The organism is Pseudomonas sp. JDS28PS106, assembly GCF_036706555.1.
Lineage (GTDB): Bacteria > Pseudomonadota > Gammaproteobacteria > Pseudomonadales > Pseudomonadaceae > Aquipseudomonas.
This window is the reverse complement of record NZ_JBAJGT010000013.1, coordinates 68,253-81,070: the sequence shown is the minus strand read 5'-3', so window position 1 is coordinate 81,070 and position 12,818 is coordinate 68,253. Positions and strand designations below refer to the sequence as shown.

Below are 12,818 nucleotides of genomic sequence, written 5' to 3'. Positions count from 1 at the left end.
AGTCACCCATGAATACCCTCTTTATGCACTGTCGGCCCGGTTTCGAAAGCGAGGTCTGCTCGGAGATCTCCGAGGTCGCCGCGCGTCTCGATGTGGCCGGCTATGCCAAGGCCCGCCCGGATACCGCGTGCGCGGAATTCGTGTGCAGTGACGCGCAAGCCGCTGAGCGCCTGATGAGCGGCCAGCCGTTCTCCGGCCTGATCTTCCCTCGGCAGTGGGCCCGCGGGGCTTTCGTGGACCTGCCGGAAAGCGACCGGATCAGCGTGATCCTCGAACGCCTGGCGGGCTTTCCCGTCTGCGGCAGCCTGTGGCTGGAGGTCGTCGATACCAACGAAGGCAAGGAGCTTTCCACCTTCTGCAAGAAATTCGAAGCGCCGCTGCGCAAGGCGCTGACCAAGGCCGGGCTGCTCGTCGAGGACCCGCGCAAGCCGCGGCTGCTGCTGACCTTCAAGAGCGGGCGCGAGGTGTTTCTCGGTCTGGCCGAACCGGATAACAGCGCCATGTGGCCGATGGGCATTCCGCGTCTGAAGTTCCCTCGCGAGGCGCCCAGCCGATCGACCCTCAAGCTCGAAGAAGCCTGGCACCATTTCATTCCACGACACGAATGGGACTCGCGTCTTTCGGGCGACATGACTGGCGTGGACCTTGGCGCAGCGCCGGGCGGCTGGACCTATCAGCTGGTGCGCCGCGGGATGCTGGTCACGGCCATCGACAACGGTCCTATGGCCGAGAGCCTGCTGGACACCGGTCTGGTCCAGCATCTGATGGCGGACGGCTTTACCTACAAACCGCGTCAGACGGTGGACTGGATGGTCTGCGACATCGTCGAGAAGCCCGCGCGCAGCGCCGCCTTGCTGGAAACCTGGCTGGGGGAGGGGTTGTGCCGAGAAGCCGTGGTCAATCTCAAACTGCCGATGAAGCAGCGTTACGCCGAAGTCCGTCGTCTGCTCGACCGTATCGAAGCCGGTTTCAAGACCCGGGGCGTGCGGGTTTCGATTGGCTGCAAACAGCTGTATCACGATCGTGAGGAAGTGACTTGCCACCTGCGAAGGCTGGGGTGAAGTGCTGGCGATACGCTGCCGCTTTGCGGCAGATCGCGGCTGAAGCCGCTCCTACAGCATGCGTTAGCTTGCGACGGTGCAAATAGGGATTGTCCCCGCCCCGTAGGAGCGGATTTATCCGCGAAGCTTTAGGTCAGGCGACATATTTTTGCAAAGGCAGCCGGCCTCTCGCGGCTGAAGCCGCTCCTACGGGGGGTGTGAGCCGCAGTGGCGATGAACGATGACGCGGTGCTTCTGTCTGTTTGGCCTGACGCAGCGATATGGGTGACAATGCCCATCTGCTTTCCGGAGTGTCACATGTCTGAATCCATCGAAAACCTGTCCGTCGATGCCGTGCTGGATGCCAGCGGGCTCAATTGTCCCGAGCCTGTGATGATGCTGCATCAGAAGGTCCGTGATCTGCACGGCGGCGGCCTGCTCAAAGTCATTGCCACCGACCCGTCGACCCAGCGCGATATCCCCAAATTCTGCGTGTTCCTGGGGCATGAACTGGTCGAACAGCAGGCACAGGGCGAGACGTTCCTGTACTGGATCCGCAAGAAAGCCGACTGATCCGGTCTCGCGATCGCGGGACTGACCCTACCTCCATGCAGCACTGCCGAGTACCTGCCATGCGAATCGTCGCCGACGAAAATATCCCGCTGCTCGATGCCTTTTTCTCGGGTTTCAGTGAAATCCGCCGTCTGCCGGGCCGCGCCATCGACCGCGTTGCCGTGGCGGATGCCGATATCCTGCTGGTGCGTTCGGTGACGCCGGTGACCGCACAGATGCTTGAAGGCAGCCCGGTGCGGTTCATCGGCACCTGCACCATCGGTACCGACCATCTGGATCTGGACTACATCCAGCGCAATGACATTCGCTGGTCCAGCGCGCCGGGTTGCAATGCCCGCGGGGTGGTGGATTACGTGTTGGGCAGCTTGCTCACGCTTGCCGAAATCGAAGGCGCGAACCTGCGTGACCGGACTTATGGTATCGTCGGCGCCGGCCAGGTCGGCGGCCGGCTGGTCACTGTGCTCAAGGCGCTGGGCTGGAATGTGCTGGTTTGCGATCCCCCAAGACAGGCGGCCGAAGGCGGTGATTTCGTCGATCTGGAAGAGATCGTTCGTCGCTGCGATGTGATCAGTCTGCACACGCCGCTTACCCGCTCGGGAGAGCATCGCACCCATCATCTGCTGGACGCGGCGCGCCTGGGGCAGCTCAAGCAGGGCGCCTGGCTCATCAATGCCAGTCGTGGCCCGGTGGTGGACAACACCGCGCTGCGTGACGTATTGCGGCAGCGGGACGACCTCCAGGCGGTACTGGACGTCTGGGAAAACGAGCCGCAAGTCGACCTCGATCTGGCCGATCTGTGCGTGATCGCCACGCCGCACATCGCCGGTTATAGCCTGGATGGGCGCCAGCGCGGCACCGAGCAGATCTATCAGGCGCTGTGCCGGTTCCTCGGCCAGCCGGCCGCCATTCGTCTTGAGGACCTGTTGCCCGCACCTTGGCTCTCTCAGGTCCGGCTCGATGCAGGTACCGATCCTGACTGGGCGCTTAGCATGTTGTGTCGGGGCGTCTATGATCCACGACGCGACGACGCCGACTTTCGCCGCAGCCTGGTTGAAGACACCGACAGGCAGCGCGCGGCGTTCGATGCGCTGCGCAAGCATTACCCACCGCGCCGCGAAATCGATGGCCTGAAAGTCAGTATCGAGGGTGAAGCGTCGCAGTTGCGTCAATTGGTGCAGGCACTCGGTGCTCAAGTGGCCTGAGGCCAAACTGCGGACAGAAAAAACCCGACGCGAGGGTCGGGTTTCAAGAATGGGTGCCGCTCAGTTTTGTTTTGCAGGGGTGACCCATTGCTTGTCGCATTCCTGGCAAGCGGCCTGGACCATTTCCTCAGTGATCAGAATTTCACGTCCATCCTGATCCAGCACCGCACCGCCAACCGGCAGGTTAGGGGTAGCCCGAACGATTTCGACGGCATTGCTATGCTCTTGCAGACTCATGGTCTATCTCCTTTCATCAGGTGCACTTTGAAATTACCCGCGCTCGATGAATGTGCCGTGACATCTTTCAACCGTTCGTACGCAAGTCGGCCAGACGGACTCAGGTCATTCACGGGCGGCTGTCGCCGGTCCGCGCCTGCTGTCATACGGCCATAGCTCATGACCCGACTGCGCTTTGAAAAGTTCACGACTGAGTTGAACATCCGCGCAGATTCTCTATGACTACAGGTGTAGGCTCTGCGATTCAAGCACTTCCAGACAAGCAGGTACCTTTTGACCATTTCGCTGTTTTCCCGACGCCAGCGGCAAGCTGTTCGCCTGGCTTGGAGCTTCATTTCTCCGTATCGCTGGCAGGCTGCGGGCGCACTGCTGGCGCTGGTTCTCACTGCCGGCATTACCTTGTCCATCGGGCAGGGCATCAGGATGATGGTGGACCAGGGCTTCATGACTCAGTCCGCAGTGCTGCTCGAACGCTCCATCGGACTCTTCATGCTGCTGGTGATGGGCCTGGCGGTCGGCACCTTCACCCGGTTCTATCTGGTGTCGTGGATCGGCGAGCGGGTGGTCGCCGACCTGCGCAAAAAAGTGTTCGATCACCTGGTGGATCTGCACCCCGGTTTCTATGAAAGCAATCGCAGCTCCGAGATTCAGTCCAGACTGACCGCCGATACCACACTGCTGCAATCGGTGGTCGGGTCTTCGCTGTCGATGTTCTTGCGCAATGCCCTCATGGTGCTGGGCGGCATCGTGCTGCTGTTCATTACCAATCCCAAGCTCACCAGCATCGTGGTGATCGCGCTGCCGCTGATCATCGCGCCGATCCTGCTGTTCGGTCGCCGGGTACGCGCGCTTTCCCGACAGAGCCAGGACCGCGTCGCCGACGTGGGCAGCTACGTGGCGCAGACGCTGGGCCAGATCAAGACGGTTCAGGCTTATAACCACCAGCAGCGCGACAAGGCGCACTTCGCCCAGACCGCCGAGCAGGCGTTCGAAACCGCGCGCAAGCGTATTCTGCAGCGCTCGTGGCTGATCACGCTGGTCATCGTGCTGGTGCTTGGCGCAGTGGCGGTCATGCTCTGGGTTGGCGGCATGGACGTGATCGAAGGTTCGATCAGCAGCGGCGAGCTGGCCGCTTTCGTGTTCTATGCGTTGATCGTCGGCATGGCCTTCGGCACCTTGAGCGAAGTGATCGGCGAGCTGCAACGCGCGGCCGGCGCGGCCGAACGGATCAGTGAGCTGCTCGCGGCGCGCAGTGAAATCACCGCGCCGGAGCAGGGCCTGGTCAGCCTGCCGTCGAAGGTGGCCGGCCACCTGACGCTCGAAGGCGTGAGTTTCGCTTACCCATCACGGCCCCAGCGCAATGCGCTGGATGATTTCACCCTGAGCATCAGGGCGGGGGAAACCCTGGCGCTGGTGGGGCCTTCGGGTGCTGGAAAATCGACTCTGTTCGACCTGCTGCTGCGCTTCTACGACCCTCAGCAGGGACGCATCCTGGTGGACGGCACCCCGATCGGCCGGCTCGATCCGCGCGACCTGCGCCGCTGTTTCGCCCAGGTTGCGCAGAATCCGGCGCTGTTCGTCGGCAGCGTCGAAGACAACATTCGCTACGGCAACCCGCACGCCTCGTTCGAGCAGGTCCAGGCCGCGGCGCGTGTCGCCCATGCTCACGAATTCATCCTCGACATGGCCGACGGTTACCAGACCCGGCTGGGTGAGGGTGGCGCGGGATTGTCGGGGGGGCAGCGCCAACGGCTGGCAATCGCCCGAGCGTTGCTGGTAGACGCGCCGATTCTGCTGCTCGACGAAGCGACCAGCGCCCTCGATGCCCACAGCGAACATTTGATCCAGCAGGCACTGCCTGCGCTGATGAAGGGGCGCACCACACTGGTCATCGCGCACCGGCTGGCGACGGTGCAGAACGCCGATCGCATTGCCGTGATCGATCAGGGGCGCCTGGTCGCGGTCGGTACTCACGCGCAGCTGATCGACAGCAACCCGCTGTATGCGCGGCTGGCGGCGCTGCAGTTCAATACCGGGAGTGAAGGCGAAGGTTAAACATTGACGACCCGCGTCCGGCAGGCGGGAGCGGGTCGCAAGCAAATGCCTGCTTAGCGGTATTCGCACAGATAGGCGGTGTCGACGCTGACCTTGAGCTGGAACTTGCTGTTGGCCGGCACGTGGAACTGGCTGCCGGTGCTGTAGGTTTCCCAGTTTTCGCTGCCCGGCAGGCGCACGACCAGCTCTCCGGAAATCACGTGCATGATTTCGCGCTGGGCGGTGCCGAACTCATATTCGCCGGCGGCCATCACGCCGATGGTGGCTTGGCCTTCAGCCTGGCTGAACGCGATGGATTTGACGGTACCGTCGAAATACTCGTTGACCTTGAACATGGGCGATTCCTTGTAAGGGGCTGAAAAAAGGCTGCTCAGTATGCCCAAGGCGCCCGGCCTCGTCACCCGCCGCGCGGATCAGTTAGGGAGAATCAGCGGCAGCAGACGCGCGGTGTTGCGGGCGTCGACCAGCGCCCGGTGCTGCTGACCGCTGAACTGCATGCCAGCCAGCTGCAATGCGCTGTTCAGGCCCATTGGCCGCTGCAGCTGACGGGCCTGGGCAAAACGCTGTTTGAGGTTGACGTAGGGCAGGCTGGTCAGCGCGCTTTCCAGCCGGTGCTGGCGCCATTCCTCCTCGAGCTGGCGGCGGTCGTAATCGCCCCAGCTCGCCCAGCCGACGACCCGCGCCCGGTGATGGCTCAGCCAGCGTTCGAACTGGGGCCAGACCGTGGTCATGGGCGCCGCGGCGTCGATACTGCTCTGGCTGATGTGGGTCAGCTCGCGGCAGAACTGAGTCAACAAGGGCCGGCGCACGGGCCGTACGAAGCGCTCGAAATGATCGATTTCCCGTCCGTCCTGGTTGACCAGGGTGACGCCGATTTCAATGACTTCCATTTCCGCGACCGGCCACCCGCCTTCTTCGGTGGTGGCTTCCAGGTCAATCACCAGCCAGTGCGGCATTCTCAGGCATCCTTTGAGCGTCGATGGGACCAGCGTAGCCAGTTTCGGTCGGGTATGCGCGGCCGTCTCGTCCGTCTGGCCCCAGCTATCGACCCCCGATTCGGATTTTGGTGCCGCAGCCAGTATCACGACTGTCTTTATGAGAGATGGCGATTTAATGGCATTTGGCGGTATCGCCGTTTGTCTATCCCATGTAAATTGCATAGCGTGTAGCTTTCTGATCGATGCCGGTGTTATGAAGAAGTCCCGACTGACAATCTTTGGCTCGCTGCGTATCGTCGTTTTCGGGGTCGTGATGGCCCTTGTGAGCGGTGAGGTGATCGCGGCGCGCGTCGTGAAAATCGCGGCAGTCCATTTTCCTCCTTACGTCGTACGCCCCGAGCAGGGTGTCGACAGCGGGCTGCTGATCAAGCTGGTCGCGGCGCTCAACGCTCTGCAGCAGGATTATCAGTTCGTTACGGTCCCCGCTTCGGTGCCACGTCGTTATCGGGACCTGATCCAGGGTCGAATCGACATGGCCATCTTCGAGAACCCCGATTGGGGATGGGCAGGCATCGCTTACGACAAGGTGGACATGGGGCTCGAAGATGCCGAGGTGTTCGTAGCCCGGCGGGCCGAGGGGCGGGGGCAGGAGTATTTCGATGATCTGTCGGACAAGCGTCTGGCGCTATTCAGCGGATACCACTACGGATTCGCCGACTTCAACGCCGATCCGCATTATCTCAATGACAAGTTCAAGGTCACGCTTACCTACTCGCACGACAGCAACGTCCTGATGGTCGCGCGAGGGCGTGCTGATGTTGCTCCGGTCACACGCTCATACCTCACGGATTTCATGGCGCGTTATCGTGGCGACGCCCGGCAGTTGATGGTCTCGGAACGGGTCGATCAGGTCTACCGGCAGTACGCCCTGCTCAGACCGGGTGCGAATATCGACGCGGCGCATTTCAGCCGGCTGCTCGAAAGGCTGCGTGAGAACGGAGTGCTGGCAAGCATTTTCGAGCCATGGCACATCAAGGTGCTGTACGGCCCGAACGCGCCCGGCGGTTGAGAGCGACACCGGACGGTGTCGCTCGTCGGATCAGCGATCCTTGGCTTCCTTGGCATCCATTTCCGCATTTCGTTCATGGACGCGCTTGAGCTGTTCCTCGGTCAGGGGAAGTTTTTTGGCCGTATCGCGCAGCATCAGCAAACCGCCGACGATCGAGCCGATCGCTACCAGCAGAATCAACCAGGCATACCAGGGCATAAGGCTCTCCTCGCTATCGTAACGATTTGAGCAACGGCGCTGCTCATTGGTTCAAGCGGCAAGTTACAAGCTGCAAGCTGCAAGCTACAAGCTACAAGCTTGAAGCTTGAGGCTTGCCGCTTGCCGCTTGCCGCTCAAACCTGCGACCCGCTCAGCATTGCGTCAGCGGGGGCTTCGGCCCGGGACCGGGCGGTCAGCAGGAAGTACACGAAACCGACCACCATGAACACCAGGAAGATCAGTGCGATCAGCGGGTTGAACCAGACCATCGCCACCAGGCAGACCACCGCCAGCGCCAGCGCGATGCCGGGCACCACCGGGTAACCTGGCGCGCGGAAGCTGCGCTCAAGACCCGGCTCGACCCGGCGCAGCCTGAACAGGCTGAGCATGCTCATGATGTACATGACGATGGCGCCGAATACCGCCATGGTGATCATCGCCGCGGTCAGGCTCATGCCGCCCAGATTGACCAGTCCGTCGCTGTAGATCGCGGCGACACCGACCACGCCGCCGGCCAGCACCGCGCGATGCGGCGTCTGGAAACGCGACAGCCGGGCGAGGGAAGCGGGCAGGTAACCGGCTCGCGCCAGCGCAAAGAACTGCCGCGAGTAGCCCAGGATGATGCCGTGGAAACTGGCGATCAGGCCGAACAATCCGATCCACACCAGCATGTGCAGCCAGCCGGAGCTTTCGCCGACCACGGCCTTCATGGCCTGGGGCAAAGGGTCGTTGATGTTGGAAAGGGTGCGCCAGTCCCCGACTCCGCCGGCGAACAGCATGACTCCGAGCGCCAGCACCACCAGGGTCAGAATGCCGCTGATATAAGCCTTGGGAATGGTCCGCTTGGGGTCGCGGGCTTCTTCGGCCGCCATCGCCGCGCCTTCGATGGCCAAGAAGAACCAGATGGCGAAGGGGATGGCGGCGAACATGCCGGCAACTGCCTCCGGCCCGAAGGTCTGCGAGCCGGCCCAGCCGTTGAGCGCAAAGTTGCTGAAGCTGAACGCAGGCGCCACCACGCCCATGAACACCAACAGTTCGGCCACCGCGAGCACGCAGACGATCAGTTCGAAGGTCGCCGCCAGCTTCACGCCGAGAATGTTCAGCGTCATGAACACCAGATAAGCACCGACCGCCGCGTGCTTGGGATCAAGACCCGGAAACTGCACATTGAGATAAGCGCCGATCGCCAGGGCGATGGCCGGCGGGGCGAAGACGAATTCGATGAGCGTCGCCAGCCCCGCGACCAGTCCGCCTTTTTCCCCGAAAGCGCGTCGGCTGTAGGCAAACGGACCGCCGGCGTGGGGGATGGCAGTGGTCAATTCGGTGAAGCTGAAGATGAAGCAGGTGTACATGGTGGCGACCAGCAGCGCGGTTACCAGAAATCCGAGGGTCCCGGCCACGCCCCAACCGTAGCTCCAGCCGAAATACTCGCCGGAAATGACTAGCCCGACCGCGATTCCCCACAAATGAAAGGTGCCCAATGTCGGCTTGAGTTGCGTGCTCATGGTGTTCTCCTGGAGTCCGTGCATCGAAGAAACAATTGATGGTGGCGGCTTGCAGGCTGCATGCCAGCGCGGTCGCCGGGGTCGTATTGGCCGCGTTGGCGTCGCGGACGGAACATTTGGCTAGTCAGGGCACGCTGTCATCCGCCCTGTACGCATCAGGCTGGTGCGCCGCCCGGCGGTCCGCGAGAAAGCGGCCGGTTAATGACGGCTGACGGGTCCCGCGGCAGGCAAGGTTCGGCTACAATGCGCGCCGATTTCGACTTACCTGAGAACACGCTCATGTCCGCCTGCCAGACTCCTGTCATTGTCGCCCTGGATTTCCCGACCCGTGACGCCGCCCTGAGGCTGGCCGACCAGCTTGACCCGAAACTGTGCCGGGTCAAGGTGGGCAAGGAGCTGTTCACCAGTTGCGCCTCGGACATCGTCGAAACCCTGCGCGACAAGGGCTTCGAAGTCTTCCTGGATCTCAAATTCCACGACATCCCCAACACCACGGCCATGGCCGTCAAGGCTGCCGCCGAGATGGGCGTGTGGATGGTCAACGTACATTGCTCCGGTGGCTTGCGCATGATGGCGGCCTGTCGTGAGGTGCTCGATAAGCGTAGCGGACCTCAGCCGCTGCTGATCGGCGTCACGGTGCTGACCAGCATGGAGCGCGAAGATCTGGCCGGCATCGGACTGGACGTCGATCCGCAGGAGCAGGTGCTGCGTCTGGCGGCGCTGGCGCAGAAGGCCGGCATGGACGGGCTGGTCTGCTCGGCACTGGAAGCGCCTGCGCTGAAGGCCGCTCATCCGGCCCTGCAACTGGTCACTCCAGGCATCCGTCCGGCGGGTAGCGCCCAGGATGACCAGCGCCGGATTCTGACGCCGCGCCAGGCGCTGGACGCCGGTTCCGACTATCTGGTCATCGGCCGCCCGATCAGCCAGGCCGCCGACCCGGCTCAAGCGCTGGCGTCGGTCGTCGCACAGCTGGGATAAGCCGCACCCCGCCGGCGGTCAGCCCGGAATGTCTTCGACCTTGAGGATCAACTTGCCGAAGTTCTCTCCGCTGAACAGCCGGTTCAAGGTTTCGGGGAAGGTTTCCAGACCTTCCACGATGTCTTCCTGGCTCTTGAGCCTGCCTTCGGCGATCCAGCCGGCCAGCTCCTGACCCGCCGCCGCGAAACGCGCGGCGTGGTCAAGCACCACGAAGCCTTCCATGCGCGCGCGGTTGACCAGCAACGACAGGTAATTGGCCGGGCCCTTGACGGGCGTGGTGTTGTTGTACTGACTGATCGCGCCGCAGATCACGACCCGCGCGTGCAGCGCCAGACGACTGAGCACGGCGTCCAGAATCTCGCCGCCGACGTTGTCGAAATAAACGTTCACGCCATTCGGGCAGGTGCGCTTCAGTCCCTCGAGCACGTCTTCGCTCTTGTAGTCGATAACCGCATCGAAACCCAGCTCTTCGGTGAGCAGGCGGCATTTACGCTCGCCGCCGGCGATACCGACCACTCTGCAGCCCTTGATTTTGGCGATCTGCCCGGCAACGCTGCCGACCGCGCCCGCCGCGCCGGAGATCACTACGGTATCGCCACTCTTCGGCGCGCCCACATCCAGCAGCGCGAAGTAGGCGGTCATGCCGGTCATGCCGAGCGCCGACAGGTACAGCGGCAGCGGGGCGAGGCGCGTGTCTATCTTGTAGAAACCCTTGGGCTCACCGAGGAAATAGTCCTGAACGCCTGACGCGCCCTGCACGAAGTCCCCGACGGCAAAGCCCGGATGGCTGGACTCGATCACTTCGCCGACGGCAAGCGCGCGCATCACCTCGCCGATCCCGACCGGGGCGATATAGGATTTGCCTTCGTTCATCCAGCCGCGCATGGCCGGGTCCAGTGACAGAAAGCGGTTCCTGATCAGAATCTGACCTTCGGCGAGGTCGGCTACCGGCACCTGCTCGAAGGTGAAGTCCTCTCGGGTCACATGGCCGACAGGGCGCTTGGCGAGCAGGAAACGACGGTTCGATGGGCGAGTCATGGCGGCTCCTAGGGTCAATGAAAGGATTGATTGAAGACGCCGGGCGCTGCCTCGGCAAGTCGCAAGCGTGCGCGGAATGCCCGCTCATAGCGCTGGATGATCGGGCCGAGCGGGTCGCAACAGTTCCGATACGGTCATCGTGCGAAGGATTGCGGCTTGAGTCACCTGCGTACGTGCACTACATTGGCCCATCGCCGAAGACCGGGTTTCGCAATGTCCAGCATCCATCTCCCCACGCTCTATCCCAAGGTTCTGCGCGCCGGTGACCCGGTGGCGCTGGTTTCACCGGCCGGGCCGGTCGACGCCGGCAAAGTGGAGGCCGCCGTAAGGATTCTGCAAAGCTGGGGACTAGAGCCCAGGGTCTATCCACATGCCCTGGGAAGACATTCGTTTTATGCCGCCAGTGACGAAGATCGTCTCGCGGACCTCAACGATGCGCTGGCCGATCCGCAGATTCGCGCCGTGCTCTGCAACCGTGGCGGCTATGGTTTGCAGCGCATTGTTCAGGGAGTGGATATTGATGCGGTACGACGCGACCCCAAACTGATCACCGGCTTCTCGGATGTCACCGCGCTACATGGTGCGCTCTGGCGGCACGCTGGACTGGCGACGGTGCATGGTCCGGTCGCTACCCAGCTGGGGCAGGGCACCTTGTTTGCCGAGGGTATGCGGCAGGCGCTGATGACCACTGAACCTTCGGTTCTGACAGCGAACGCGGATGTCGCGACGGTGGAAGTCAGGACCCGCGGTCGCGTTGAGGGCGTACTGTTAGGCGGCAATCTGAGTATTTTGAGCAGCAGCGTGGGCACACCTTTCATGCCGGATCTGGACGGCGCGATCCTGTTGCTGGAAGAGGTCGGGGAAGCGGCTTATCGCGTCGATCGCATGATCACGCACTTGCTCAATTGCGGAATCTTGCAGAGGGTAGCGGGGATCGCGGTGGGCGATTTCAGCGTGCCGGCCGGTTCGGCAGGCGCGATCACACCGGCTCATGTACTCGATGAACGTCTGGCAGGGCTCGGCATTCCGGTGCTGGGCGGGTTGCCGGTCGGCCACGGGACGCTCAATCAGGCCGTCGCCTTCGGGACCCGTGCCACGCTGGATGCCGATGAGGGCGTTCTGCGGGTAGCCGCCGCCGGGCAAGATTGAGCCTGGTTACGCAAGACGCTCGGGCATCGAACCGCCCATCCGTTCGCTGATCAGTCTGGCGGTCTCCTTCAGCCGGCGGGCCGCTGCTGTCAGGGTCTGACCGGTCAGCACCGATCCGGAACCCACTACGGTCACCACGCCTGCCAGCCGGTCGCCCGTCGCGAACAGCGGCGCCGAGGCCGCGTTGATGCCGGGCATGAGCATGCCCTGTATTTCGTGTATTCCGTGCTCGCGGATCTGCCGGACATGCCGTACCGCGCTTTCCGATTGCTCCCGATTCAGCAGCGGCAGTTCAACCTCGCGCAGCAGGGCGGTCTGCGCCTGACCGAGGAAACTGTCGAAGACCAGCCCCGTGGACGAGCTGAGCAGCGGCAATACCGATCCGACCTGGGTCACCAGCGTCACTGCGCCCAGTGACGGTTCGACATGAACCACGGTAGGACCCCGGTTGCCCCATACCGCGAGGAAACAGGTCTGATCGAGCTCATCGCGCAACGTGGCGAGTCGAGGCGCGGCAATCTTGTGAACGTCCAGCGTGCCGAGCGCTGCCAGGCCGGTCTCAAGCGCGGCTCGACCCAGGCCGTAGTGGTTGGTCGCCGGATCCTGCTCGGCAAAGCCGCTGGCAATCAGGGCCTGCAGGTAACGGTGGACCTTGCTGGCCGGCATGCCCAGGCGCTCGGCAAGCAGCGTCAAGGATGTGCTGGGCGCCAGTTCGGCCAGCGCCTTGAGCACGCCAAAGCCGACCTCGGCCGCTTGCACCTTCTGCTGCCGAGCGCCGGCAGGGCTGTGAATGTCTTCGCTCATCGACCCGTACGCCGTTACTGAAAAGGCCAGCT

General features: G+C 62.9%; 14 protein-coding genes. 7 read left to right on the top strand and 7 right to left on the bottom strand.

Annotated features, from left to right (window positions below; translation table 11 throughout):
• The first annotated feature begins 8 nt into the window (after window positions 1-8).
• The 3 genes from rlmM (at window position 9) to pdxB (ending at window position 2,815) form a co-directional block, all read left to right on the top strand.
• Window positions 9-1,061 (top strand): 23S rRNA (cytidine(2498)-2'-O)-methyltransferase RlmM, encoded by a 1,053-nt coding sequence (gene rlmM, locus TRP66_RS19275; protein WP_333405983.1) that lies wholly within the window; start codon window positions 9-11, stop codon window positions 1,059-1,061.
• Window positions 1,062-1,358: 297 nt separating this feature from the next.
• A complete protein-coding gene (gene tusA, locus TRP66_RS19270; protein WP_333405981.1) occupies window positions 1,359-1,613 on the top strand; it encodes a sulfurtransferase TusA in 255 nt (84 codons plus the stop codon).
• Between the two features lie 59 nt (window positions 1,614-1,672).
• A complete protein-coding gene (gene pdxB, locus TRP66_RS19265) occupies window positions 1,673-2,815 on the top strand; it encodes a 4-phosphoerythronate dehydrogenase PdxB (protein WP_333405979.1) in 1,143 nt (380 codons plus the stop codon).
• 60 nt (window positions 2,816-2,875) lie between these two features.
• Here pdxB and TRP66_RS19260 read toward each other — a convergent pair whose 3' ends face one another.
• Window positions 2,876-3,052: a PA1571 family protein gene (locus TRP66_RS19260; RefSeq protein ID WP_333405977.1), complete on the bottom strand. Its 177-nt coding sequence runs from the start codon at window positions 3,050-3,052 to the stop codon at window positions 2,876-2,878.
• A gap of 279 nt (window positions 3,053-3,331) precedes the next feature.
• Between TRP66_RS19260 and TRP66_RS19255 the strand changes: the two genes are divergently transcribed.
• On the top strand, window positions 3,332-5,107 hold the full coding sequence (locus TRP66_RS19255) for an ABC transporter transmembrane domain-containing protein (protein WP_333406054.1): 1,776 nt from the start codon (window positions 3,332-3,334) through the stop codon (window positions 5,105-5,107).
• A 53-nt stretch (window positions 5,108-5,160) separates the two neighbouring features.
• Here the strand turns inward: TRP66_RS19255 and ppnP are convergent, their stop codons facing one another.
• Window positions 5,161-5,442, bottom strand: coding sequence for a pyrimidine/purine nucleoside phosphorylase (ppnP, locus tag TRP66_RS19250; protein ID WP_333405975.1), 282 nt, complete (start codon window positions 5,440-5,442; stop codon window positions 5,161-5,163).
• 78 nt (window positions 5,443-5,520) lie between these two features.
• Entirely contained in the window at window positions 5,521-6,063 is a 543-nt protein-coding gene (locus TRP66_RS19245) for an exonuclease domain-containing protein (RefSeq protein ID WP_333405973.1), read from the bottom strand.
• A gap of 295 nt (window positions 6,064-6,358) precedes the next feature.
• Here TRP66_RS19245 and TRP66_RS19240 point away from each other — a divergent pair, with 295 nt between their 5' ends.
• Window positions 6,359-7,114, top strand: coding sequence for a substrate-binding periplasmic protein (locus TRP66_RS19240; protein WP_333406052.1), 756 nt, complete (start codon window positions 6,359-6,361; stop codon window positions 7,112-7,114).
• 30 nt (window positions 7,115-7,144) lie between these two features.
• Here the strand turns inward: TRP66_RS19240 and TRP66_RS19235 are convergent, their stop codons facing one another.
• Together TRP66_RS19235 and eat are read right to left on the bottom strand one after the other, a co-directional pair.
• Window positions 7,145-7,312 carry a DUF2897 family protein gene (locus tag TRP66_RS19235; RefSeq protein WP_333405971.1) on the bottom strand — a complete coding sequence of 56 codons (168 nt, stop codon included), beginning with the start codon at window positions 7,310-7,312 and terminating at the stop codon, window positions 7,145-7,147.
• 134 nt (window positions 7,313-7,446) lie between these two features.
• The gene (gene eat / locus TRP66_RS19230) at window positions 7,447-8,817 is read right to left on the bottom strand and encodes an ethanolamine permease (protein WP_333405969.1); all 1,371 of its coding nucleotides are present in this window, start codon (window positions 8,815-8,817) and stop codon (window positions 7,447-7,449) included.
• A gap of 279 nt (window positions 8,818-9,096) precedes the next feature.
• On the opposite strand from eat, the gene pyrF reads away from it, so the two are divergent.
• Window positions 9,097-9,795 carry an orotidine-5'-phosphate decarboxylase gene (pyrF, locus tag TRP66_RS19225; protein ID WP_333405967.1) on the top strand — a complete coding sequence of 233 codons (699 nt, stop codon included), beginning with the start codon at window positions 9,097-9,099 and terminating at the stop codon, window positions 9,793-9,795.
• 18 nt (window positions 9,796-9,813) lie between these two features.
• Here the strand turns inward: pyrF and TRP66_RS19220 are convergent, their stop codons facing one another.
• On the bottom strand, window positions 9,814-10,833 hold the full coding sequence (locus tag TRP66_RS19220) for an NADP-dependent oxidoreductase (RefSeq protein ID WP_333405965.1): 1,020 nt from the start codon (window positions 10,831-10,833) through the stop codon (window positions 9,814-9,816).
• A gap of 213 nt (window positions 10,834-11,046) precedes the next feature.
• Here TRP66_RS19220 and TRP66_RS19215 point away from each other — a divergent pair, with 213 nt between their 5' ends.
• Complete coding sequence (locus TRP66_RS19215; RefSeq protein ID WP_333405963.1) at window positions 11,047-11,982, top strand: S66 peptidase family protein; 936 nt, start codon at window positions 11,047-11,049, stop codon at window positions 11,980-11,982.
• 6 nt (window positions 11,983-11,988) lie between these two features.
• On the opposite strand, the gene TRP66_RS19210 is transcribed toward TRP66_RS19215, so the two are convergent.
• Complete coding sequence (locus TRP66_RS19210) at window positions 11,989-12,786, bottom strand: IclR family transcriptional regulator (RefSeq protein ID WP_333405961.1); 798 nt, start codon at window positions 12,784-12,786, stop codon at window positions 11,989-11,991.
• Window positions 12,787-12,818 lie beyond the last annotated feature (32 nt).

What these genes read in the sequence shown, in the direction of transcription:
- rlmM (WP_333405983.1), top strand. Translation starts at nt 9, where the DNA reads ATGAATACCCTCTTTATGCACTGTCGGCCCGGTTTCGAAAGCGAGGTC.
- tusA (WP_333405981.1), top strand. Translation starts at nt 1,359, where the DNA reads ATGTCTGAATCCATCGAAAACCTGTCCGTCGATGCCGTGCTGGATGCC.
- pdxB (WP_333405979.1), top strand. Translation starts at nt 1,673, where the DNA reads ATGCGAATCGTCGCCGACGAAAATATCCCGCTGCTCGATGCCTTTTTC.
- TRP66_RS19260 (WP_333405977.1), bottom strand. Translation starts at nt 3,052, where the DNA reads ATGAGTCTGCAAGAGCATAGCAATGCCGTCGAAATCGTTCGGGCTACC.
- ppnP (WP_333405975.1), bottom strand. Translation starts at nt 5,442, where the DNA reads ATGTTCAAGGTCAACGAGTATTTCGACGGTACCGTCAAATCCATCGCG.
- TRP66_RS19245 (WP_333405973.1), bottom strand. Translation starts at nt 6,063, where the DNA reads ATGCCGCACTGGCTGGTGATTGACCTGGAAGCCACCACCGAAGAAGGC.
- TRP66_RS19240 (WP_333406052.1), top strand. Translation starts at nt 6,359, where the DNA reads ATGGCCCTTGTGAGCGGTGAGGTGATCGCGGCGCGCGTCGTGAAAATC.
- TRP66_RS19235 (WP_333405971.1), bottom strand. Translation starts at nt 7,312, where the DNA reads ATGCCCTGGTATGCCTGGTTGATTCTGCTGGTAGCGATCGGCTCGATC.
- eat (WP_333405969.1), bottom strand. Translation starts at nt 8,817, where the DNA reads ATGAGCACGCAACTCAAGCCGACATTGGGCACCTTTCATTTGTGGGGA.
- pyrF (WP_333405967.1), top strand. Translation starts at nt 9,097, where the DNA reads ATGTCCGCCTGCCAGACTCCTGTCATTGTCGCCCTGGATTTCCCGACC.
- TRP66_RS19220 (WP_333405965.1), bottom strand. Translation starts at nt 10,833, where the DNA reads ATGACTCGCCCATCGAACCGTCGTTTCCTGCTCGCCAAGCGCCCTGTC.
- TRP66_RS19215 (WP_333405963.1), top strand. Translation starts at nt 11,047, where the DNA reads ATGTCCAGCATCCATCTCCCCACGCTCTATCCCAAGGTTCTGCGCGCC.
- TRP66_RS19210 (WP_333405961.1), bottom strand. Translation starts at nt 12,786, where the DNA reads ATGAGCGAAGACATTCACAGCCCTGCCGGCGCTCGGCAGCAGAAGGTG.